Source organism: Micromonospora sp. WMMD1274, assembly GCF_049179035.1.
GTDB lineage: Bacteria > Actinomycetota > Actinomycetes > Mycobacteriales > Micromonosporaceae > Micromonospora > Micromonospora tulbaghiae.
Genome location: NZ_JBMHMG010000001.1, coordinates 671,189 through 694,195 on the forward strand (window position 1 = coordinate 671,189; position 23,007 = coordinate 694,195).

A 23,007-nucleotide genomic window follows, 5' to 3' on the forward strand; every position below is an offset into this window, starting at 1 on the left:
CTGGAAGGAAGCAAGTGGTACTAATGCGTGCGGACGTCCTCGTCGTCGGGGGCGGACTGGGCGGTGTCGCCGCGGCGCTGGCCGCGGCCCGTGCCGGGCGGTCCGTCATCCTGACCGAGGAGTTCGACTGGCTCGGCGGGCAGCTCACCAGCCAGGCGGTCCCGCCGGACGAGCACTCCTGGATCGAGCAGTTCGGCGCCACCGCGAGCTACCGGGAGTTGCGCGACGGCATCCGCGACTACTACCGCCGCCACTACCCGCTGACCGAGCGGTCCCGGGCGTGGACCGACCTGAACCCGGGCGCCGGCTGGGTGAGCCGGCTCTGTCACGAGCCCCGGGTGGCGGTCGCCGTCCTGGAGCAGATGCTCGCGCCGTACCGGGGGTCCGGGCGGCTGACGGTGCTCCAGCCGTACCGGCCGGTCGCGGCCGAGACCGACGGCGACCGGGTCACCGGCGTCACGCTCGCCCACCGGGACCGCGACGAGCGGATCGAGGTGGAGGCGCCGTACGTCCTGGACGCCACCGAGACCGGTGAGCTGCTGCCGCTGACCGGCACCGAGTACGTGACCGGGTTCGAGTCGCAGGCGCAGACCGGTGAGCCGAGCGCGCCCGCCGAGGCACAGCCGCTGAACATGCAGGCGGTGTCCGTCTGCTTCGCGCTGGACCACGTCGACGGAGACCACACCATCGACCGTCCCGCCGGCTACGACTTCTGGCGCGACTACAAGCCCGACTTCTGGGGCGACCGGCTGCTGTCCTGGCGGTCGCCGCACCCGCGCACGCTGGAGATCGTCGAGCGCAGCTTCACCCCGAACCCGGACGACGACCCGCTCGGCGTCAACGCCGACCAGCGGCTCAACCCGGGCGACGGCAACCTGTGGACGTTCCGGCGCATCGCGGCGCGGCGCAACTTCGTCGACGGCGCGTACGGCAGCGACATCACACTCGTCAACTGGCCGATGATCGACTACTTCGAGGGACCGGTCATCGACGTGCCGAACGCGTCCTGGCACCTGTCCCAGGCGCGCGAGCTGTCGTACTCCGTCCTGTACTGGCTGCAGACCGAGGCGCCCCGCCCCGACGGCGGCACCGGCTTCCCCGGGCTGCGGCTGCGCGGCGACGTGACCGGCAGCGCCGACGGGCTGGCGCAGGCGCCCTACATCCGGGAGTCGCGCCGCATCCGCGCCGAGTACACGGTGGCCGAGCAGGACCTCTCCCTCGCGGTACGCGGCGAGCACGGCGCGGTGAGCTACCCCGACTCCGTCGGCGTCGGCATGTACCGCATCGACCTGCACCCGTCGACCGGCGGCGACAACTACATCGACGTCGGCTCCTGCCCGTTCGAGATCCCGCTCGGCGCGCTCATCCCGCAGCGGATGGAGAACCTGCTGCCGGCCGGCAAGAACATCGGCACCACGCACATCACCAACGGCAGCTACCGGCTGCACCCGGTCGAGTGGAACGTCGGTGAGGTCGCCGGCCTGCTCGCCGACTTCTGCCTTGCGCGGGGCGAGTCCCCGCGCGCGGTCCGCGGCACCCCCCGCCTGCTGGCCGAATTCACGGACCGCATCTCGGCCGCCGGCGTGGAATGCCGCTGGCCGCAGGTCGCGGGTTACTGAACCCCCGGTGAGGAGACGAAAGTGAGATACGGAAGATTGTCCGGTCTGGTCGCGGCGACCATGGCCGGTGTGCTCGCGCTTACTGCCTGTGGCGGTGGCGACGGGGCCGAGGACGACGGTCCGGTCAGCCTGCGGATGGCCGTCTGGTCCGCCAACGAGGCGCACATGAAGCTGTTCAACGAGATCGCCGACGAGTACCGGAAGAACAACCCGGACGTCGCGGAGATCAAGTTCGACCCGCTGCCGTTCGAGAACTACACCACGACGCTGACCACGCAGATCGCCGGTGGCAACGCGCCGGACCTGGCGTGGATCTTCGAGAACTCGGCTCCGGACTTCGTCGCCTCCGGCGCGCTGCGCCCGCTCGACGACACCCTGAAGAAGGCCGAGGGCTACCAGTACGACGACCTGTCCCCCGCCACGCTGAAGCTCTGGCAGGACGACGGGAAGCTCTTCGCGTACCCGTTCTCGACCTCGCCGTTCGGCGTGTTCGTCAACAACGACATGCTCAAGAAGGCCGGGCAGAAGACGCCGGCCGAGCTGATCGCGGCCGGTCAGTGGAACTGGGACACCGCGCTGGCCGCCGCCGGCGCCACCGCGGCGAAGTCCGGCAAGGCCGGGCTCGTGTTCCGCGACTTCGACTACAAGGGCTGGGACAACCTGGCCACGTTCTGGACCGGCTGGGGCGCCCAGGCGTGGAGCGAGGACGGCCGGAGCTGCGGCTTCAACAGCCCGGAGATGGTCGAGGCGATGACCACGCTGCACAAGGCGATCTTCACCGGCAAGGCGCTGCCCGGACCGGGCACGACTGCCGACTTCTTCGCCGGTGACGCGGCCATGACCGTCACCCAGATCTCCCGCGCCTCGCTGCTGAAGGACGACGGCTTCGAGTGGGACCTGGTCCCGCTGCCGGCCGGCCCGAAGGGTCCGTACGCGGTGTCCGGCCAGGCCGGCATCGGCGTGCTGAAGAAGAGCCCGCACGCCGAGCAGGCCGCCGACTTCCTGGCCTTCTTCACCAACCCCGCGAACTCGGCGAAGCTGGCCCAGTTCTTCCCGCCGCCGCGGCAGTCCCAGCTCACCGCCGAGACGCTGGCCAAGACGAACCCGAAGCTCAAGCCGGAGCAGCTCCAGAAGGTCGTCATCGACGGCATCACCAACGGCGTGGTCAAGCCCAGCCACGCCGGGCAGGCCGAGCTGAGCCAGCAGGTGCGTGCCGCGCTCGACCCGCTGTGGCAGGCGGACGCGGACGTCAAGGGCGTACTCGACGGCGTCTGCACCAAGATCCAGCCGCTGCTGGCGAAGTAGGGCCGAGGATCATGACCCAGACGGACACCAGGGTGGGCCCGGCTGCTGCCGGGCCCGCCCCGGGCCGGGCCCGGCCGTTCTGGACCACCCGCCGCCGGGACCAGCTCACCGGATACCTGTTCATCACCCCGCAGTTGCTCGGCAGCGTGGTCTTCGTCATCCTGCCGCTGGTCCTCGTGTTCTGGTACAGCCTGCACGAGTGGAACGTGCTGGCCGGCAGCTTCGACTACATCGGCACCGACAACTACGCCGCGCTGGCCGACGACCCCAACCTGGGCCCGGTGCTGCGGTCGACCGGCCTGTTCTCGGTCGGTCTGGTCGTGTTCAACCTCGGCCTGGCGCTGCTGCTGGCCGTCCTGCTCAACCAGAAGCTGCGCGGCACGATCGTGTTCCGCACGCTGTTCTTCTCCCCCGTGGTGGTCTCGCTGGTCGCGTGGACCATCGTCTGGGGCTTCCTGCTGCAGGACAACGGCGGCGTCAACGGCCTGCTCGACACCATCGGCGTCGACGGGCCCAACTGGCTGCGCGGCGAGGGCACGGCGATGCTGTCCGTGATCGTCGTGCAGGTGTTCAAGAACGTCGGCCTGAACATGGTGCTGTTCCTGGCCGCGCTCCAGGGCGTGCCGGCCGAGCTGTACGAGGCCGCCGAGGTCGACGGCGCGAGCCGGATGCGCCAGTTCTGGCGGATCACCGTGCCGCTGATCAGCCCGACGATCATGCTGACGTCGATCATCACGGTGGTCGGCTCGTTGCAGGTGTTCGCGCAGATCGCGGTGCTCACCCAGGGTGGGCCCGGCACCTCGACCACGGTGCTCGTCTACTACCTCTACCAGCAGGCCTTCCAGTTCCATCACTTCGGCTACGGCGCGACGCTGTCGATCCTGCTGTTCGTCATCGTGCTCGCGCTGACGGTGCTGCAGTGGCAGATGCGCAAGAGGTGGGTCTTCCATGAATCGTGAGCTGTCCCGGCGGACCAAGTTGGTGCTCTACGGCGTACTGATGGTCCTGGCCGTTCCGTTCGTGTTCCCCACGTGGTGGATGGTCACCTCGTCGCTGAAGCCGGTGGCGGACATCTTCTCCTTCCCGCCGCAACTGCTGCCGACCGATCCGCGGGTGGACGCGTACCGGCGGGTGTTCGAGCTGCAGCCGTTCGGGCAGCAGTACCTGAACAGCCTCTACATCGCGCTGCTGGTCACCGTGGGCACGCTGGCCGTGGCGTCGCTGGCCGGGTACGCGTTCGCGCGGATCCGGTTCCGGGGGCAGAACGTGTTGTTCCTGGTCGTCCTCGCGGGCCTGCTCATCCCGAGCGAGGTGACGATCGTGCCGCTGTTCCAGATGTTCTTCAAGCTCGACCTGATCGACACGCACTGGCCGCTGATCCTGGTGCCGATCTTCGGGGCGCCGAGCGTGCTGGCGACGTTCATCATGCGGCAGTTCTTCATCAGCCTCCCCGGTGAGCTGGAGGAGGCGGCCCGGGTCGACGGGCTGGGACGCTTCGCCACGTTCTGGAAGATCGCGCTGCCGCTGTCCCGGCCCGCGCTCGGCGCGGTGGCCATCTTCACGTTCCTGCACAGCTGGAACCTGTACCTGGAACCGATCGTGTTCCTGTCCTCGCCGGACAAGTTCACCCTGCCGCAGGCGCTCACCCAGTTCGTCGACGCGTACGGCGGCCCGATGTGGGACGTCCAGCTCGCCGCGGCGTCGATGACCGCCCTGCCGGTGCTGGCGGTGTTCGTCATCGCGCAGAAGCAGTTCGTCGAGGGCCTCGCGCACACCGGCCTGAAGGGATGACCGGGCCGGTCGTCGGGATCGACATCGGCGGCACCAAGACCGCCGCCGCCCTCGTCGGTCCCGGTGCGCGGGTGCTCGACCGCCGGGAGGCGCCGACCCCCGCCCGCGGCGGGCCGGCCGCGGTGCTGGACACCGCCGCCGGCCTCGCCGCGGACCTGCTCGCCGCCGCCGGCCCCGGGCCGGTCGGAGTGGGCACCGCGGGCACCGTCGACCCGGCGACCGGCGTCATCAGGTACGCGACCGGCAGCCTGCCCGGGTGGGCCGGCACCCCGGTGGCCGACGAGCTGGCCGCACGGCTCGGCCGGCCGGTGCGCGTCACCAACGACGTGAGCGCGGCGGCGCTCGGCGAGTGCTGGGCCGGCACCGGACGGGGCCGGGGGCACGTGCTGCTGGCCGCCGTCGGCACCGGGCTGGGCGGCGCGATCGTCCGCGACGGGCGGGTCGAGGGCGGCGCCCGGGGCGCAGCCGGCCAGCTCGGGCACCTGCCGGTCCCGGACGCACACCGGCTGCGCTGCGGCTGCGGCCGGTACGGGCACCTGGAGGCGGTCGCCTCCGGCACCGGCCTGTCCGCCGCGTACGCGCTGGCCGGCGGTGACCCGGTCGCCGGGCGGGAGGTGGCGCGGCGCGCGGCGGCCGGTGACGCGACCGCCCGGCAGGTCGTCGAGCGGGCCGGCGCTGCGCTCGGCGCGGCACTGGCCGGGCTGGTCGCGCTGCTCGACCCCGAGGCCGTCCTGGTCGCCGGTGGCGCCGCCGGCACCCTGCTGCCCGCCGCGACTGCCGCCTACCGGGCGGAGCTACCAGGCGGCTGGGCGCACGTGCCACTGCTTCCCGCGGCGCTGGGCGCCGACGCGGTGGTGGTCGGCGCCGCCCGGCTCGCCACCGCACCGAACCGCCACGACGGAGGGACCAGCACGTGAGTGTCCTGGACGAACTGGCCGGCGGGCTGGTCGTGTCCTGCCAGCCCCTGCCCGACGACCCGGACGACCCGATGCGCGACCCGTACGTCCAGGCCCGCGTGGCCGCCGCCGTGGTCCGTGGCGGCGCGGTGGCGGTCCGGGTCAACGGCCCCGACGACGTGCGGGCGGTACGCGCCGCCGTCGACGTGCCGGTGATCGGGCTGTACAAGCACGGCACGCAGGGCGTGTTCATCACCCCGACCGCCGGGCACGCCCTCGAAGCGGCGCGGGCCGGGTCGCACGTCGTCGCGGTGGACGCCACCGACCGGCCCCGGCCCGACGGCCGGACCTTCGCCGACACCGTCCGCGCGGTGCACGAGCAGACCGAAGCGCTGGTCCTGGCCGACGTCTCCACAGTGGCCGAGGGCGTCGCCGCCGTCGAGGCCGGCGCGGACGCGGTCGCCACCACGCTGTCCGGCTACACGCCGGCCGGCCCCACGATCGACGGGCCCGACCTCGGGCTCGTGGCGCGACTCGCCGCGCTGCTGCCCGTGCCGGTGATCGCCGAGGGGCGCTACCGCACCACGGAGCAGATCAGCCGGGCCTTCGAGGCGGGGGCCCACGCGGTGGTGACGGGCAACGCGGTCACCTCACCGCTGTGGATCACCCGCCGGCTGGTTCCGGCCACCCCCCCGGGCGGCGAGCGCACCGGAGAAGAGGGAGCATCGATGAAGAGAAGAACGCTTCTTGCGGCCACCGGCGCGGCCGGCCTGGCAACCGTGGCCCTCGGCGGCCCCGCCGTCGCCCGGCCCGCCGGCCGGGGACCGAGCGTGGCGCTGGTGCCGCTGGACGACCGGCCGGTCAACACGTACTGCGCCGAGATGACCGCCGCGAGCGCCGGCGCCGAGGTGCTGCTGCCGCCGCGGGACCTGCTGGGCCGTTTCTTCACCCCCGGCGACGGCGCCGGCATCGCCCAGTGGCTCGACGGCACCGACGGCGTCGACGGGTACGTGATCTCGGTGAGCATGCTGGCGTACGGGGGCCTCATCGCCTCGCGTACCGCCGCACCGGCGCTGGCCGACGCGTTGCGCAACCTGGAGGCGATCCGGCGGCTGCGCACGCGCGGGTCCGACACGGTGATCGAGGTGCACGACACGATCCAGCGGCTCGCCGTCACCAGCACCGGCACCGACCTGGACAACTACCGTGACCTGCTGGTCCAGTGGGCCAAGCTGTACGACCAGGTGGTCAACCTGGGCCAGGAGGCGCTGCGGGCCCAGCTCGACGCCGTACGGGCGCGCATCCCGGACGCCGTGGTCGAGGACTACCTGGCCGCCCGGGCACGCAACCACCAGGTCAACCGGCTGATGGTGGAGTGGGTGGCGGACGGGACGATCAGCCACCTGGTGCTCTCCGAGGACGACACCGCGCCGGTCGGCCTGGCCCGTGCCGAGCGGGTCGAGCTGGAGGCGCTGGTGGCGCGGCTCGGCGTCGGCGACCGGGTGGAGATCTTCCCCGGCGCCGACGAGGTCAACGCGCTGCTCGTCGCGCGCGTCGTCGCGGCCGGCGCCGCGCCCACCTACCGGGTGGAGTACGCCGGGGTGTCCGGCGAGGGCTGGACCGCCGCGCTGGAGGGCATCCCGTTCGCGGAGAACATCCGCCGGCACGTCACCTCGGTGGGCGGCCGGGTGGTGACCGGCGACGCGGACATCGTCCTCGCGGTGAACACCCCCTCGGCGGCGGCCGGGCAGCGGGCCGCCGACCTGGACGCGTTCGTCGGCCGCATCGGCGAACTGCTGGCCGCCGGCACCCCGGTGATCGTGGTGGACCCGCTGATCGTCAACAAGGGCGACCACGACCTGGTGTCCCGGATGGAGTCCCGCCTGGACCTGCCGGCGCTGCTGTCGTACTCGGGGTGGAACACCGGCGGCAACGCGCTCGGGCTGGCGCTCGCGCACGGCACCGCGCGGTGGGCGTACCTGCGCTCGTCCGGCAGCGGCTTCGGCGTGCCGGAGCTGCGTGGGCCGGCCCGGGCGCACGCCGAGTACCTGCTCTACCGGTTCGTCAAGGACGACCCGTGGAAGAACGTGGTGCAGGTCGAGGCGTACGCGCACGCCCGGGCGCAGGGCTGGGATCCGCTGGCGCTCACCGCCGAGCAGAAGCGCTACTTCGACGGCTGGGTACGCGACCGGCTGGTGCCGCTGACCGAGCGGTACTTCGCCGACCACTTCGCCGGGCACGAGCTGGTGCTCGGCCGACGCGGACGCAAGACGTTCACCGCGACGCTGGACCGGGTCACGGCGGTACGGGTCGAGCTGCCGTGGGACCGGCTGTTCGAGGTCACGCTGGAGCCGAGCCTGCGGCTGCGCTGACCGGTGCGGGTGCGGTCCCCCGGGGCCGCACCCGCCTCAGCGGGGTGTCAGCAGGCAGAACTCGGTGCCGTCCGGGTCGGCCAGCACCACGTCGCCGGCGGTGTGTCTTCCCGTACCGGCCCGGGTCGCGCCGAGCGCCAGCAGCCGGTCGATCTCCGCGTCCCGGTCACCGTCCGCGACCAGATCCAGGTGTACGCGGTCCCCGTCGCCGCGGTCCATCAGCGGCGGGCCGCTCCAGGTGACCTTCGCGCCTCCGCGCGGCGACTGGATCGCTGTCTCCTCGTCCTGGTCCCAGACCAGCGGCCAGCCCAGCGCCTCGCTCCAGAAGAGGCCGGCGGCCCGCGTCCCGTCGCAGTTGACCGCGCCGACCGGGCCGCAGCCGGCGAGGAAGGTGTTGCCCGCCCCGATTACGCAGAACTCGTTGCCCTCGGGGTCGGCGAGCACCACCTGGTCGTCGTCCGGGCCCTGGCCGATGTCGATGTGCCGTCCGCCCAGCGCCAGCGCGCGGTCGACCGTCTCCTGCTGGGCCTGCGGCGACGCGCTGGTCACGTCGAAGTGCACGCGGTTCTGCACGGTCTTCGGCGCATCGCTGGGCAGGAAGCGGATGCGGAAGTCGCTGTGGGCGTCCGGGCCCAGCGCCACGCCCTCGCGCGGGTCGTCGATGATCTCCCGGCCCAGCACCCCGGACCAGAACCGCGCGAGTCGTCGTGGGTCGCCCGCGTCGAGGCTGACCGCGTAGAGGCGTACCGCCATCGGCCCGTCTCCGATCCGCCGCCGTCGTCGGCAGGTCAGGAGCGTAGGCCGGGCGGTCCGGGCGCGCAGCCGGATTTCGGGCCGTCAGGCGCCGACGCGCTGTTCGGGGATGGACAGGCCGTAGAGCGCCATCAGTTCCGGGCTGTCGATCCGGCTGCCGTCGGCCACCGAGTCGCAGGCGATGTCGACGATCTGGTCCTTGTGCGCCAGCAGGTACGGCCGCGCCCCCACGTCGGCGCTGGCGAGCGTGGCGATGCCGGACCAGTGCCGGCGGCCGAACAGCATCGGGTAGCCGCGCAGCCCGTCGTAGGTGGCGCAGACCAGCACGTCCGGGTACGGCAGCGCGGTGACCCGGCGGACCGCCGCCGCGGTGAGCCCGGGCATGTCCACCGGCACCACGACCACCGCCTCGATGTCGTCGTCGGTGAGCGCGGCGAGCCCGGCCCGGATCGAGGAGCCCACGCCGGTGCCCCAGGCGCGGTTGACCACGACAGTGGCGCCGCTCAGGTCGGTGGTCTGCCGCACCTGCTCGGCCGCCGCGCCCAGGACGACCACGACCTGCGCGCAGCCCGCCTCGGCCATCGTGTCGATCATCTGGCTGACCAGCGGCTTCTCGCCCTGGTGCAGCAGCGCTTCGGGTCCGCCGATGCGGCGGCCGCCACCGGCGGCGATGATCATTGCAGCGATCCGGTTCAGCGGTGCCCCCTCGATCTGGGGACGGACCGGGCACAGCCGCCCGGTCCGTCCCGTCGTACGCACACCGGACCCAACGAGCACGGCCGGGGGCAAGTAGCGGGGCAAAACGGAAAATTGCGTGACTATGCCGCGTCCGCGTAGCAGTCGACAGTGGACAGGTCGAGCGGAAACCGGACCGGGGTGTCGCCGAACAGCAGCCGGGTGGCCCGCGCGCCGGCGGCGGTGACCGCCTCGGCGACGACCGCCGCCTGCCCGGCCGGGCAGTGCACCACCACCTCGTCGTGCTGGAAGAAGACCAGCTCCGCCTCCGTCCCGGCCAGCTCGGTGCGCAACGTGGCCAGCAGCGTGGAGGCCCACTCGGCGGCGGTGGCCTGGATGACGAAGTTGCGGGTGAAGCGCCCCCGCGAACGGGCCGCCCGGGCCGACGGGCTGTGCGGATCGGCCCCGCCCTCCGGCAACGGCTCCTCCCCCTCGGCGAACCCCGCCGACCCGGGCGGGCAGGTACGCCCCAGCCAGGACCGGACCAGCCTACCCGCCTCACCGGTGCGCGCCGCCGCCTCGACGTAGCCGAACGCGGTCGGATAGTTCTTCCGCAGCACCGCCAGGGCCGGCACCGCCGCCCCGCCGGTCTGCCCGTACATCGCCCCGAGCAGGGCCACCTTGGCCTTCGCCCGGTCACCGGCGAACGCGTCCCGGGCCAGCGCGGCGTAGAGGTCACCGGCGCCGCCCGCCGCGGCGAGCCGCTCGTCGCCGGAGACCGCCGCGAGCACGCGCGGTTCGAGCTGACCCGCGTCGGCCACCACGAACGTCCAGCCCGGGTCCGCCACCACCGCCTGCCGGATCACCTTCGGGATCTGCAACGCCCCGCCGCCCCGGGTCGCCCACCGGCCGGAGACGACGCCGCCGGGCACGTACTCCGGGTGGAACCGGCCGCCGGACACCCAGGCGTCGCGCCAGGCCCAGCCGTGCGCCGTCCAGATCCGGTACAGCTCCTTGTATTCCAGGACCAGCGGCGCCGCCGGGTGCTCCACCCCGCGCAGCACCCAGGCGCGCGTGTTCGGCAGGTCCACGCCCGCTCGGGCGAACGCCCGCAACAGCTCCGCGGGCGAGTCGGCGTGCACCTGGCGTACGCCGAACGCGTCAGCGATCCGCGCCTGCAACTCGGCCAGCCGGCGCGGCGGCCCGCCGACCGGGGACGCCTCGCCGAGCAGGTCGGCCAGGATCGCGTCGTGCACGTCGGCGCGCCAGGGCAGGCCGGCCGCGCCCATCTCGGCGGCCACCAGCGCGCCCGCCGACTCGGCGGCCACCAGGAGACGGAACCGGCCGGGATGGGTGGTCGCGGCGATCCGGGCGAGCTGGTCGGCGTACACCCGGGTCAACGCCGTGATGCCCGGACCGGGCGGGCCGGACGGCGGCTCGAACAGCGCGGCCTGGGCGTGGCCGGGCGGCTCGGGCGGGCGGGGCGCCGGGTCCGGCGGGACCGGCGCGCCGGTGACCCGGGCCCAGGCGGCGGGCAGCGCGCGGGGCTCGCCCCACCGGCCCGCGTGCCCGAGCAGCAGTGCCTCGGTCAGCTCGACGTCGTGGCAGCGGTCGAGCCGCACCCCGGCGCGCAGCAGCGCCGGGTAGACGCCCGCCCAGGCGGCCCAGAGCCAGCGGGGACGCCCGGCGGCCTCCCGGGCGGCCACGGCGGCGGCCAGGTCGGCCACCTCCTCGGCCGGACCGGCCGGGGTGCCGTCGGCGTGCAGCGGTTGCAGCACGCCGCCGCCCCGCTCGTCCGCCACCACCACCAGCACGGACGCGATTCTGCCCGGTGCCACCGACAGACCGGGGCCCCGGCTCGTCGAGCCGGGGCCCCGCGCGTCACCTGCCGACGCCTCCCGCGCGTTACTTGCCGACGCCTGCGGTGAGGCCGGACTGCACCTGGCGCTGGAAGACGATGTACACGATCAGCACCGGAAGCATCGCCATGGTGACGCCGGCGAACAGTCCGGACCAGTCCGACTTGTAGCCCTGGTTGACCGACAGCTCGATCAGCCCCTGGGCGATCACCTGGTTCTTCGGCTCGCCGGAGACCGACTGCATGAGCAGCGTCGGCAGGTACCACTGGTTCCACTGGCCGAGCACGTTGAAGATGCCGATGCTGATCAGGCCCGGCTTGGCCATCGGCAGCATCACGCTGAAGAACGTACGGGTGTGCGAGGCCCCGTCGACCTGGGCCGCCTCGGCGATCGAGTCGGGCAGCGTCCGGAAGAACGAGTGCATGAAGAAGATCGTGAACGACAGCGACCAGGCCACGTAGACCAGGATCAGCATGAGGTGCTTGTTCGGGCCGAGCAGCGGGAGGCTGACCCCGGTGTTGTAGACGCCCTTGAACAGCGGCACCGCGGCCAGGTAGATCGGCAGCGTCAGCCCGGACAGGAACATCCAGTAGATCAGCCGGTTGCCGCGGAACTCGTAGCGCGCCAGCGCGTACGCGGCCATCGAGCCCAGCAGCATCGTCAGCGTCACGCTGAACACCAGCACGAGCAGCGTGTTGAGGAAGAAGCTGTCGATCCCGGCGGTCCAGGCGCGGGCGAAGTTGTCCCACTGCAGCGCATCGGGGATCAGCGACAGCGGTTCGCGGATCACCTCCGAGTCGGTCTTGAGCGCCGACATCACCACCCACAGCAGCGGGTAGACCACCATGATCGCCCAGACCGCGAGGAACAGGTGGGAGAAGCCGTTGAAGATCCGGCCGCCGAAGCCGTTGCCGACGTCCTTCGCGCGCCGGTCCGCCGGCGGCCGGTCCGGCGGCGCCGTGTCGGACCGGGCCGGGCCGGAGGTGTGGGTCACAGTGCTCATCGTCCAGACCTCCTCAGTACTCGATCCGCTCACGGCGGGTGATCCTCAGCTGGAGCGCGGCCAGCAGGATGGTGAAGATGGCCAGCGCGACGGCGATCGCGCAGGCGTAACCGAACTGGCCCTTCTGGAACGCGTTGAACTGGATCACCGAGGCGAAGATCTCGCTGGCGTGGTTCGGCCCGCCCTGGCTCGGCGTCATGACGAAGACCAGCGCGTACATGTCCAGCGCGATGAAGCCCAGATAGACCCAGGCGACCGAGATGCTGTCCCGCAGCAGCGGCAGCGTCACCTTGAAGAACGTGTGGAACCGGCCCGCTCCGTCGAGGATCGCGGCCTCGTAGATGTCCTTCGGGATCGACTGCATCGCGGCGGAGAACAGCACCATGTAGAAGCCGGCGCCGCTCCACACCGCGATGAACAGCAGCCACCAGAGCACCGCCGGCACGCCGAGGAACGGCTCCGGGTCGGCGGTGAAGGCGATCGGGTTGTCCGCGTCGACCAGCCCGATCTTGATGAGCAGGCCGTTGATCAGGCCCTGCCCGTCGGTGCGGTAGATCTGCTGCCACATGACGGCGATGACCACCAGCGACAGCACCTGCGGGAAGAAGAAGATGACCTTGTAGATCCCGGAGCCGAACACCCCGCGGATGCCGGCCCTGTCCTCGCGTCCGCCCACGTTGAGCAGGAACGCGAGGAACAGGGCCAGCGCGATCGTGAACAGCGGCACGGTGACCAGGAAGAACACGTTGTGCCAGAACGCCTTCCGGATCAGCTCGTCGGAGAACAGCCGGACGTAGTTGTCCAGCCCGACGAAGCGCTGAGAATCGGAGTACCCACCCCAGTCGGTGAGCGAGTACCCCGCCGCCTGGGCGAACGGCCACACCACGTAGAACAGGTACAGCGCGACGGGCAGGGCCAGGAAACCCGTGACGAAACGCGCGACTCCGTGCCGCATTGGACTCACTTCCTCGCGGTGATCAGGCGGTGCGGGTCTGCTTCTTGATCGACGAGTCCTTGGCGACCTTGTCGGCGGCCGCCTGCATCTTGTCGACGAACTGCTGCGCGGTCAGGCGGCCGGCCATCAGCTCCTCGGAGAGGTTCTGGCTCTCCTTGTCCAGGTCGGCGTAGAAGTCCGGGAACTTCACCGAGATCAGGTCCGAGCTGCCGTTCTTCATCAGCGAGTTCGCCGACGCCAGCGCGGTGTCCTGGACGTTGTCGCCGGAGCCCTTGGTGGAGGCCAGCGACTTGGTCAGCTCGGCGAACTTCGCCGAGCCGGCCTTGGAGAGGATGGCCCGCAGGAACTCCTTCGCGGCCTCCTTGTTCGGCGCCTTGCTCGGCACCACGAAGCCCTCTCCGGAGGAGGCGAAGACGTCCTTGGCGGCCTTGTCGCCGCTCTTGCTCCAGTAGTCGGAGATGGTCATCTCGAAGCCCGGCGGGATGGTCGCGGCCATCTCGTTCTTCAGCCAGGTGCCGACCTGGATGAAGGCCGCCTTGCCGTCCAGGAACGCCTGCTGCGACTGGGTGTGGTCGAGCTTGCCCGGCAGCAGCAGCCTGTCCTTGACCAGCTTCTCCCACGGCTCCAGCGCCGCGACGATGCCGTCGGCCTTCCAGGCGCCGTCCTTCAGGTTGTCGATGTCGACGACGGCCTGCTTGCCGACCGCCTTCCAGATGCTGGCGAACAGCGCCCAGCGCGGGTAGTAGCCGTGCACCGCGTCGTGCACGTACGGCGCCATGCCCTTGGCCTTGATCTTCGGCGCGAGCGCGAAGAACTCGTCCCAGGTGGTCGGCGCCGTCCACCCCTCCTTCTTGAACAGGGCGGCGTTGTACCAGTTGCCCCAGACCGTGTACGCGACGTTGACCACGTAGAACTTGCCGTTCTGCGTGCCGTCGGCGACGGTGCCCGGCAGCAGGCTGTCGGCCACAGTCCCCTCGCTGTCCCAGGCCGGCGCGGTGAGCAGGTCGTCCAGCGGCTCGATCGCGCCCTCGTTGATCAGCGTGCTGCGGTCCATCATGTCGGCGCCCGAGTTCATCACCAGGTCGCTCGGCTGGGTCGCCATCTTGGGCTGCTCTTCGGTCTTGATCTTCTGGGTCGAAGACATGTTGACCGTGACGTTCGCGTGCTTGGCGTTGAAGATGACCTTGTCTTCCTTGGCCCACTGGTCGCCCAGGCCACCGTTGAAGACGACCACCTTGACCGCGCTGCCGTCCTTGACGCCGAACGGGTTGTCCTTGCTCTTGGCCGCGCCGCCGCCGTCGGACTTGCTCGGCTCGCTGCCGGCGCACGCGCTCAGCAGACCCGCCGCCGGTACGGCCAGCAGACCGGCCGCCGCGGCGCGCCGCAGCAGGGTCCGACGGCTGACGTCGCCGAACTTCTCGGGGGAAACCGACATCTTGTCTCTCCTTGTGGGTCGGGTCAGGCGGTCCGCCGGAGACGCCCGGCGTACCGCGACTCGAGGGCGAGGTTGTGCTCGTCCCCACCGGGGACGTTGGCGGAGAGGTAGACAGGGGGTACCTCTCCGGCCTGGTGGAACCGTCGTACGACCTCGGCGGTCAGCAGCTGCGCCAGCAGCGCCGCGGTGACCGACGAGACCGCACAGACCGCGCCGCCGCCCTCGAGCGGCAGCAGTGCGTCGCCGTACGGCGCGCCGTTGTCCAGCACGACGTCGGCGAGGTCGGCGAGCCGGTGCCCGGAGGGGTGCCGAGGAGCTACCCGGGCGGTGTGCTCGACCGAGGTGACAGCGATCAACGGATGGCCGCCGCGCTTGACCAGCGTCGCCAGCTCGACCACCGAGCCGTTGATGCCGGACTGCGAGGCGACCACGAACACGTCCCCCGGCTGCGGCGCCGCCAGGGCGTAGAGCTGGTGCGCCACGGCCGGGTCGCGTTCCAGCTTCGGGTCGGCGAGCACGTCGCGGGGCGCGTCGCCGTGCAGCACGAGGTCGTGCAGGGACAGCCGGTTGGCGGGGACCAGGCCGCCGGCCCGGGCGACCAGCTCGGCGGCGAACGCCTCCGAGTGACCGGCGCCGAACGCCTGGAGGACGCCGCCCGCGCGCAGCCCGGAGGCGATCAGGTCGGCGGCCCGGTCCACCGCCACAGCCTGGCTGTCCACCAGCCGGTCGAGCACCGGGCGGACCGCGTCGGCGTACCGCTGGGCACTGATCATGAGAGGGCCCCCTTCGCGGCCTTGTGCCCGTCGACGGCCTGGGCGGTACGCCGGAAGGCCGCGTGGGCGCGGTCGTGGGTGCGCTGCGCCACCGCGATGTAGAGCAGGTCGAGCACGACGAGCTGGGGGTGCCGGGCGGAGAGCGCGTCCGGCCGGAACGTGGTGGCCTGGCTGGCGGTGACCAGCACGATGTCGGCCAGCTCGGCCAGCGGCGAGCGGGGGAAGCCGGTGAGCGCGACGGTGGTGGCGCCGCGGCTGCCGGCCTCGGCGAGCAACTCGATCGTCTCCCGGGTCTGACCGGTGTGCGAGATGCCGAGCGCGACGTCCCCGGCGCCCAGCAGCGCGGCGCTGGCGAGCCCTTCGTGCACGTCGCTCCAGGCCCACGCGGCGACGCCGATGCGGTGCAGGCTGAACTGCATCTCCTCGCCGACGAGCGCGCTGCCGCTGGCGCCGAAGATGTTCACCCGGCTGGCCCCGGCGATGGCGACCGCCGCGCGTTCCACCTCGGCCAGGTCGAGCAGCGCGGCGGTGTCGTGCATGGCCCGCGTGTCGGCGGCCATGATCTGGTCGAGCACCCGGGACAGCGGGTCGCCGGGCTGGATCTCCCGTCCGATGTCGACGGTCCAGCCCGCCGAGCGTGCCCGACCGGTCTCGGCGGCGATGCCGAGCCGCAGGTCGGCGTAGCCCTCGAAGCCCATCGCCCGGCAGAACCGGGTGATGGTCGCCGGTGACGTGCCGCTGCGCTCGGCCAGCTCGACGATTGTCGCCCGGGCCGCCGCCTCCGGGTCGCTGAGCACGTGCTCGGCGACCCGGCGCAGCGCACCGGTCAGCTCCCCCGTACCGGCCCGGACCCTGGCCAGCACCCCGTCGGCGCCCAGCCGGTCGGCCGGACCGGCATCGACCACCGCGGTCGCCGCGGAAGTCTCCACCTCGTGCTCGGCCATCGGCGGAAGCCTTTCGGAAAAGAGTGTTAACTGTTAGTGGTAAAAGTTCTTACTGAAGGGCCCTCCGTGTCAAGGGCGTGGGCGAAGTTTTCAAACTGTTACCTGGCGCACCGACGCGATCTTGCGCCCGGCGACGCGGCCGACCAGCATGAGGACCATGTCGGACACCGTCGTGGTCGGCCTCGACGTCGGGGGCACATCCACCCGCGCGACAGCGCTGAGCCTCGACGGCACCCGCCTGGGCACCGGCCGCGCCGGCGGCGGCAACCCCACCAGCCACGGCGCCGAGCGGGCCGCCGCCGAACTGCTCGCCGCCCTGCGCGCGGCGCTCGCCGACATCGACGCGATCCGGGTACGCGCCGGCGTGATCGGCCTCGCGGGCGCCGGCCGCCTCCTGGCCGACCCGCACGGCCGCGACGCGTTCGACCACGCGTGGGCCGAGGCGGGGCTGCGTTGCCCGTACGCCGTGCACGGCGACGCGCTGGTCGCCTACGCCTCCGGCACCGCCGCCCCGGACGGCACCGTGCTCGTCGCCGGCACCGGCGCCATCGCCGCCCAGGTACGCGACCTGCGGCTGGACCGCACCGCCGACGGCCACGGCTGGCTGCTCGGCGACGCCGGCTCGGGGTTCTGGCTCGGCCGCGAGGCCGTCCGCCGGCTGCTGACCGACCTGGACCGCGCCGACGCCCCCGGCGACCTGGCCCGGCAGGTGCTGGCCGAGCTGACCGGCACGACCGAGGTGGACGACCAGCCGCGCGTCACCGCCGGCGCCGTGGTGCAGGCGGTGACCCGGCGGCCACCCGTGGAACTGGCCCGGCTCGCGCCGCTCGTGGCCTCGTCGGCCCGCGACGGGGAACCGACGGCAGTCGCGCTGATCACCGAGGCCGCGGCTCTGCTGGCGGAGAGCGTCTCCCGCATCCGCCCCTCCGGCGCGACCGATCCGGTGGTGCTCGGGGGCGGGCTGCTCACCGGCGACACCCCGCTGGCCGGTGCGGTCCGTGCCGAACTGGCCGGACGGTGGCCGGGCGCACCGCTGCACAGCGCCGGGGACGGGGCGGCCGCCGCGGCCTGGCTCGCCGCCCGCGACCTGCCCGAGGTGACCGACCCGGCGGCACTGCACACCCGCCTGGTCCCCTCACCCACCTGACCCGCCCCGCCGCGCCGCCCTGCGCTGTGCTCGGCCGTTCGGGTGGAACGCCATGGGTGTCAAAATGCCGGTTCGACACCCATGACGTTCCACCCGCCGTTTCCGGCAGACGTTCGCGTGCGCGGGGTTTCCGGGCTGATCAGTATCGGTCTTGCGGGTTCGGCTGATTCGGGTGCCAGCCCTGCTGAGCGGGCTGAGCCGGGTACCCCTGCGGCGCGGCGCCGTATGGGGCGGGCTGGAACTGGGCGGGCTGGCCCTGGGCGGGCGGGTACGCCGGACCGGGCTGACCGTGCCCCGCACCCGGGTACATGCCCTGCTGCTGGCCGCCCGGGTACTGCTGCGCGCCCGCGAACTGCGGCGCGGCGGCCTGCTCGCGGGCCTCCTTGCGTGCCTTCACGGCGCGCACGATCAGCAGGATCGGCAGCACGAAGACGTAGAAGAAGATCCGGTAGCTGTCGCCGTCGAAGAGGAACAGCAGGTAGAAGCCGTACCCGAAGAAGGCCAGGCCGATGACCACGTTGAGGATCCGCGAGCCCTTGCCCTGTTCCTTGACGGCTATGCCCACCGCGATCATCGCGATGCCGCCAAGCAGCAGCAACAGCGTGTAGAGGAGGAAGAACATGAGATTCCTGTCGATAGATGAGCGTGCCGGCTCACCCTAGGTCAGCTCGCTCCTCCCCACTGCCCCGTTGCCTGTGGCAACGACCTCACTTGAGCTGCCCGGCGGTCAGTCCGGACTGGACCTGGCGCTGGAACGCCACGTACACCACGAGCACCGGCAGCACCGCGATGGTCAGGCCGGCGAACAACTGGGCGTAGTCACCGGCGTAGCCCTGGCTCACCGCGAGCGAACTCAGCCCCTGGGCGAGCATCCGGTCCTGCCCGTCGCCGGGCAGCAGCACCTGCGGCAGCAGGAACTGGTTCCAGTGGTTCAGGAAGTTGAAGATGCCGACACTGATCAGTCCCGGTCTCGCCATCGGCAGCATCACCCGGAAGAACAGCCGGAAGTGACCGCAGCCGTCGATCAGCGCGGCCTCCGCCACCGACGTGGGCAGCGTCCGGAAGAACGCGCTCAGGAAGAACACGGTGAACGGCAGCGAGTAGGCCGTGTAGACCAGGATCAGGCCCGGCCAGGTGCCGAGCAGGCCGACGCTGCGGACCACGAAGAACAGCGGCACCAGCGCCAGGAAGACCGGGAACATCATGCCGCCGACGAACAGGTAGTAGACCACCTGCCGGCCGCGGAACTCGTAGCGCGCGAAGACGTACGCGGCGGTGGCGCCGAGCAGCATGGTCAGGCTCAGCGAGCCGGCCACCACGACCAGGCTGTTGAAGAAGAACCGGCCGATGTGGGCACTGGTCCAGGCGCGTGACCAGTTGTCGAACCGCAGCGCCTCGGGCAGCCCCCACGGCTCGGCGATGATCTCGCCGTTGGTCTTGAGCGAGCTGAGCACCATCCAGGCCAGCGGCAGGACCGTCATGGCCGCCCAGAGCAGCAGGAAGCCGTGCGAGAAGACGTTCGCCACGCCCAGCTCGCGGCGCGGGGGCCGGTCGGCGGGGGCGGTCGCGCGGGTCGTCTCGGCGGCCGGGGCGCCGGTGTCCACGGTGGTCACGAGTACTCGATCCGATCACGCCGGGCGGTGCGCAGCGCCAGCACCGCCACCGAGAGGGTCAGGAAGAACATCGCCACACCGATCGCCGAGGCGTACCCGAACTTGTTCTCGCTGCCGAACGACGTGTCGTACATCCGCAGCCCGATCACGTCGGAGGAGAAGTTCGGCCCGCCGTTGGTCATGAGCTGGACCAGGATGAAGCCGTCCAGCGCCGCGATGGCGAGGTAGATCCACGCGACCTGGATGGTGTCCCAGAGCAGCGGAATGGTGATCTTCCGCAGCATCGTGGTGCGGGACGCGCCGTCGAGCAGCACCGCCTCGTAGATGTCGCGCGGGATCGCCTGCATGGCGGCGCCGAAGAGCACCACGTAGAAGCCGACGTTGCTCCACACCATCACCGCCAGCACGCACCAGAACGCGAAGCGCGGGTCGCCGAGCCAGGCCGGGGTGGCCAGCCCGACGGCGCGCAGGGCGCCGTTGAGCAGGCCACTGGTCGGGCTGTAGATCTCCTTCCAGAGCAGCGCGATGATCACCACCGAGAGCACCTGCGGGAAGAAGTAGACGAGCCGGTAGACCGAGGTGCCGCGCACCCCGGTCACACCGGCCCGGCCCTTGCGACCGCCCATGGTGAGCATGCTGGCGAAGAACAGCCCCAGCCCGATCGTCACCACCGGCAACACCGCGAGCAGGATCGCGTTGTTCTTCAACGCGTTCCACACATACCCGTCGTGCAGCAGCGTGCGGAAGTTCGCCATCCCGACCGGGTCGGCCTGCGCGGAGTAACCCATCCAGTCGGTGGTGGAGATCTGAAAGGCCTGGAGGTACGGCGAGAGCACGAAGATGCCGTACAGCGCCAGTGGGGGTAGCAGGAACGTGAGGATCAGGGGGAGGCGGCCCTGTCGCATCACGCCGACCGCTTGTACTTCTTGACCGAGCTGTCCTGGGCGATCGAGTCGGCGCCCTTCTGGCACTGGTCGAGGAACTCGGCCGGGGAGGTCCGGCCGCTGAAGAACTCGCCGCAGGCCGCGTCGACGAGGTTGCGCTCCAGCTTGCGGTAGTAGTTGTTGTAGACCCAGTTGAAGCCGTTGGAGCCGGACGCGTCGAGCGCCTTGACCACGGTGCTGAGCCCGTACGGCAGCTCGATGCCCTCGGTGGCGCCGGCGACCACGGGCAGGCTGGCGACCTTCCGGGTGAAGTCCTGGGCGCCCTTGCGGGACAGCATGGTCCGGAAGTACTCCAGGCCACCGGCGACGTTGCGCGCCTTCGCCGGCACCATGAACGGCTCGCCCGCGGTGCCGCGGATCGCCTCGTACGGCAGCTTGTCGCCGCTGCCCAGGCTCGGCGTCGGCGCGACCGTCATGTTGAAGCCGGGCGGGGTGACGTCCTTCTGCTCGCTCTCCAGCCAGGAGCCGCAGGAGATGAACGCGGCCTTGCCCTGGCACCACGCGGTCTGCGACTGCTTGTGGTCCAGGCCCGGGGAGCCGTCGAGGATGAACTTGTCCTTGACGATCTGGTGCCAGGCGTCGGCGGCGGTCTTCATGGCGTCCGACTTCCAGGCGTTGGGCTCCAGGTTGTCGATCGCCAGCGCCACCGACGGTCCGCCGAGCTTGATCGCGGTGGAGATCAGCGGCCAGCTCATGTAGCGGGGGTGCACACCGGCGTACGTCCAGGGGGCGATGCCCGCGGCCTTGATCCGCCGGCAGAGCGCGATGTGGTCGTCCCAGGTCTTGGCGTCCTCCCAGCCGCGGTCGGCGAACAGCTTGGCGGAGTGCCAGATGCCGTACACCGTGTAGGTGTAGTTGAGCACCAGGAACCGGCCGTCGTAGGAGCCGACCTCGACGGTGCCGGGCAGCAGCGTGTCCTTGACCGTCTTGCCGGGCGTGTCGAGGCTCGGCGCGGCGAGCAGCTCACTCAGGTCGGCGAGCGCGTTCTGGGAGACCAGGCCGTTGAAGTCGATCTGGCCGGCGCCGGAGTTGTTCACCACGTCCGGCGGGCTGCCGTCGACGAAGCGGGGCTGGAGCGTCTTGCTGATCTCCGCGGTGGCCGAGTGCTTGATCTCCGCCTTCGGGTACCGCTCCTTGTACATGGCCTCGTGGGCCTTGGCGTAGTCCTCCCCGAAGCCGCCGTTGAAGATCACCACCTCCAGCGGGGCGTCCTCGGCGACGCCGAGCGGGTTCTGCTCGCTCTTGGTGCCCTTGTACGCGTCCTTGTCGCCCTCGTCGCCGCCACCGGAGGTGGCGCAGCCGGCGAGCAGCCCCGCGGCGGGGGTGGCCAGCAGACCGGCGGCGGCGCTGCGCCGTAGGATCTCACGCCTGTTCATCGCATCTCCTCGGTCCGGGTACACGCGGTGAGCACCCTGTCGCTTGTCTTCACAAGACGCACTTCTAATGAAGAATTTCTACGACAGTGCGACGGGGACCACAAGACCTCTCGACCGATCCGTTATCCGTACCGGTCGGAGCCGGCTGGCCTAGCCTGACCTCATGCGCCGCCTGCGGCAGCTCGCGCAACGCACGCCGCCGGGGCGGGAGCGCTACGTCGACCTGCTCCGGGCCCTGGCCATCACCATGGTCGTGCTCGGCCACTGGGGCGTCACCGCCGTCGGGTACGACGACGGCCGCCCCGCCGGCCACTCCGCGCTGGCGGATCTGCGCTGGGCCTGGCCGCTGACCTGGGTGGCCCAGGTGATGCCGGTGTTCTTCCTGGTCGGCGGCTACGCCAACGCCGCCTCGCTGGCCGCCCGCCGGCGCCGGGGCGGGTCGGCGGCCGGATGGCTGGTGGACCGCAGCGCCCGGCTGGTCCGGCCCACCACCGTGTTGCTGCTGGTGCTGGCCGCGGGCGCGGGGATCGCCACGCTGCGCCGACCCGGCGCAGGTGCGCACGGTGGCCTGGTTCGCCACCATCCCGCTGTGGTTCCTGGTCGCCTACGTCGCCGTGGTGGCGCTGACCCCGCCGATGTACGCGCTGCACCGCCGGTTCGGGCTCGCCGTGCCGGTGGCGCTCGTGGTCCTGGTGGCGCTCGGCGACCTCGGCCGGCTCCTCGGCCCGGCCGCGCTCGCCGACGGCAACTACCTGTTCGGCTGGCTGGCCGTACACCAGGTCGGGTTCGCCTGGTACGACGCCGCCCGACCGGACACCCGCGCCGAACACGCCGCGCCGCGTGGCCTGTTCCGCCGCTGCCTGCCGCTGTCCGGCCGGGCCGGCGCGCTCCTGCTCGGCGGTGGGCTGGTCGCGCTGGTGCTGCTCACGGCGGTCGGGCCGTACCCGGTGGCGATGCTCCACATACCGGGCGAGCGGCTGGACAACGCGGCGCCGCCGAGCCTGGCGCTGATGGCCGCGGCCGCCACCCAGCTCGGACTGATCCTGCTGCTGCGGCGCCCGGCCGGGCGCCGGCTGCGCCGGTCCGGCCCCTGGCAGGCGGTGCTCGCGGTCAACGCGGTGGTGCTCACGCTCTTCCTCTGGCACCTGACCGCCGCGGTGCTGCTCGTCGGCCTGCTGGACGCGCTCGGCGTGCTGCCCACTCCCCCGGTCGGCTCGGCGGCCTGGTGGGCGTGGCGCGTACCGTGGCTGCTCGCGCTGGCCGCGGTGCTGGCCGTGCTGGTCGCCGTCTTCGGGCCGGTCGAGGCCCGCACCCGCCGCCCGCCCGCGACCGGGCCGGCCGGGACGGGCCGACGGCGGCTGCGCGCCGGTCTGGCCGTGGCCGGGTACGCGGGCGTGCTCGTCGGCCTGCTGCTGAACAGCCTCGCGCCCAAGACCGCGCCGGAGCCGCTGGGCCTGCCCGCCCCGGCGCTGGTGGCGTACCTGGCCGGGGCGGGTCTGCTGCGGCTGCTCAGGTCCGGACGGGTGGGACGACGCCGGCCGGGTTGA

Annotated in this window: 19 protein-coding genes and 1 pseudogene; 8 read left to right on the top strand and 12 right to left on the bottom strand. The window is 72.0% G+C overall.

The genetic code is table 11. The annotated features are described in order from the left end of the window. The first annotated feature begins 23 nt into the window (after nt 1-23). Genes ACN27D_RS02620 through ACN27D_RS02645 form a run of 6 tightly spaced genes read left to right on the top strand, consistent with a single transcriptional unit; the run spans nt 24 to nt 7,983 of the window. Nucleotides 24-1,619, top strand: a complete 1,596-nt coding sequence (locus ACN27D_RS02620; protein WP_121686106.1) for an FAD-dependent oxidoreductase — start codon at nt 24-26, stop codon at nt 1,617-1,619. 21 nt (nt 1,620-1,640) lie between these two features. Then, nucleotides 1,641-2,924 (top strand): ABC transporter substrate-binding protein, encoded by a 1,284-nt coding sequence (locus ACN27D_RS02625; protein WP_120569026.1) that lies wholly within the window; start codon nt 1,641-1,643, stop codon nt 2,922-2,924. A gap of 11 nt (nt 2,925-2,935) precedes the next feature. Further along, entirely contained in the window at nt 2,936-3,883 is a 948-nt protein-coding gene (locus ACN27D_RS02630; protein WP_120569025.1) for a carbohydrate ABC transporter permease, read from the top strand. Beyond that, complete coding sequence (locus tag ACN27D_RS02635; protein WP_120569024.1) at nt 3,873-4,715, top strand: carbohydrate ABC transporter permease; 843 nt, start codon at nt 3,873-3,875, stop codon at nt 4,713-4,715. The genes ACN27D_RS02630 and ACN27D_RS02635 overlap by 11 nt, the downstream gene beginning before the upstream one ends. Continuing rightward, nucleotides 4,712-5,632 (top strand): ROK family protein, encoded by a 921-nt coding sequence (locus ACN27D_RS02640; protein ID WP_421498461.1) that lies wholly within the window; start codon nt 4,712-4,714, stop codon nt 5,630-5,632. The genes ACN27D_RS02635 and ACN27D_RS02640 overlap by 4 nt, the downstream gene beginning before the upstream one ends. Next, complete coding sequence (locus tag ACN27D_RS02645; protein WP_421498462.1) at nt 5,629-7,983, top strand: DUF4127 family protein; 2,355 nt, start codon at nt 5,629-5,631, stop codon at nt 7,981-7,983. Before ACN27D_RS02640 ends, ACN27D_RS02645 begins: the two co-directional genes overlap by 4 nt. A gap of 36 nt (nt 7,984-8,019) precedes the next feature. On the opposite strand, the gene ACN27D_RS02650 is transcribed toward ACN27D_RS02645, so the two are convergent. The 8 genes from ACN27D_RS02650 to ACN27D_RS02685 form a co-directional block, all read right to left on the bottom strand. Further along, entirely contained in the window at nt 8,020-8,736 is a 717-nt protein-coding gene (locus tag ACN27D_RS02650; RefSeq protein ID WP_421498463.1) for a VOC family protein, read from the bottom strand. An 84-nt stretch (nt 8,737-8,820) separates the two neighbouring features. After that, nucleotides 8,821-9,414 carry a nucleotidyltransferase family protein gene (locus ACN27D_RS02655; protein ID WP_120569019.1) on the bottom strand — a complete coding sequence of 198 codons (594 nt, stop codon included), beginning with the start codon at nt 9,412-9,414 and terminating at the stop codon, nt 8,821-8,823. A gap of 140 nt (nt 9,415-9,554) precedes the next feature. Beyond that, nucleotides 9,555-11,255, bottom strand: a complete 1,701-nt coding sequence (locus tag ACN27D_RS02660) for a bifunctional 3'-5' exonuclease/DNA polymerase (RefSeq protein ID WP_421501099.1) — start codon at nt 11,253-11,255, stop codon at nt 9,555-9,557. A 61-nt stretch (nt 11,256-11,316) separates the two neighbouring features. Then, the gene (locus ACN27D_RS02665) at nt 11,317-12,273 is read right to left on the bottom strand and encodes a carbohydrate ABC transporter permease (RefSeq protein WP_013475962.1); all 957 of its coding nucleotides are present in this window, start codon (nt 12,271-12,273) and stop codon (nt 11,317-11,319) included. 13 nt (nt 12,274-12,286) lie between these two features. Further along, complete coding sequence (locus ACN27D_RS02670) at nt 12,287-13,228, bottom strand: carbohydrate ABC transporter permease (protein WP_120569017.1); 942 nt, start codon at nt 13,226-13,228, stop codon at nt 12,287-12,289. Nucleotides 13,229-13,250: 22 nt separating this feature from the next. Beyond that, nucleotides 13,251-14,663, bottom strand: coding sequence for an N-acetylglucosamine/diacetylchitobiose ABC transporter substrate-binding protein (ngcE, locus tag ACN27D_RS02675; RefSeq protein WP_120569016.1), 1,413 nt, complete (start codon nt 14,661-14,663; stop codon nt 13,251-13,253). A gap of 23 nt (nt 14,664-14,686) precedes the next feature. Next, on the bottom strand, nt 14,687-15,436 hold the full coding sequence (locus ACN27D_RS02680; protein ID WP_120569015.1) for an SIS domain-containing protein: 750 nt from the start codon (nt 15,434-15,436) through the stop codon (nt 14,687-14,689). Next, nucleotides 15,433-16,380: a MurR/RpiR family transcriptional regulator gene (locus tag ACN27D_RS02685; RefSeq protein WP_120569014.1), complete on the bottom strand. Its 948-nt coding sequence runs from the start codon at nt 16,378-16,380 to the stop codon at nt 15,433-15,435. The genes ACN27D_RS02680 and ACN27D_RS02685 overlap by 4 nt, the downstream gene beginning before the upstream one ends. 157 nt (nt 16,381-16,537) lie before the next feature. On the opposite strand from ACN27D_RS02685, the gene ACN27D_RS02690 reads away from it, so the two are divergent. After that, nucleotides 16,538-17,527, top strand: coding sequence for an N-acetylglucosamine kinase (locus ACN27D_RS02690; protein ID WP_421498464.1), 990 nt, complete (start codon nt 16,538-16,540; stop codon nt 17,525-17,527). Nucleotides 17,528-17,666: 139 nt separating this feature from the next. On the opposite strand, the gene ACN27D_RS02695 is transcribed toward ACN27D_RS02690, so the two are convergent. The 4 genes from ACN27D_RS02695 to ngcE (ACN27D_RS02710) form a co-directional block, all read right to left on the bottom strand. Next, nucleotides 17,667-18,149, bottom strand: coding sequence for a hypothetical protein (locus tag ACN27D_RS02695; RefSeq protein WP_421498465.1), 483 nt, complete (start codon nt 18,147-18,149; stop codon nt 17,667-17,669). 85 nt (nt 18,150-18,234) lie between these two features. After that, nucleotides 18,235-19,140, bottom strand: a complete 906-nt coding sequence (locus tag ACN27D_RS02700) for a carbohydrate ABC transporter permease (RefSeq protein ID WP_120569012.1) — start codon at nt 19,138-19,140, stop codon at nt 18,235-18,237. Next, nucleotides 19,137-20,045: a carbohydrate ABC transporter permease gene (locus ACN27D_RS02705; protein WP_350816443.1), complete on the bottom strand. Its 909-nt coding sequence runs from the start codon at nt 20,043-20,045 to the stop codon at nt 19,137-19,139. Before ACN27D_RS02705 ends, ACN27D_RS02700 begins: the two co-directional genes overlap by 4 nt. Next, nucleotides 20,045-21,460: an N-acetylglucosamine/diacetylchitobiose ABC transporter substrate-binding protein gene (gene ngcE, locus ACN27D_RS02710; protein WP_421498466.1), complete on the bottom strand. Its 1,416-nt coding sequence runs from the start codon at nt 21,458-21,460 to the stop codon at nt 20,045-20,047. Before ngcE (ACN27D_RS02710) ends, ACN27D_RS02705 begins: the two co-directional genes overlap by 1 nt. 163 nt (nt 21,461-21,623) lie before the next feature. On the opposite strand from ngcE (ACN27D_RS02710), the pseudogene ACN27D_RS02715 reads away from it, so the two are divergent. Next, a pseudogene (locus ACN27D_RS02715) lies at nt 21,624-23,007 on the top strand (acyltransferase family protein).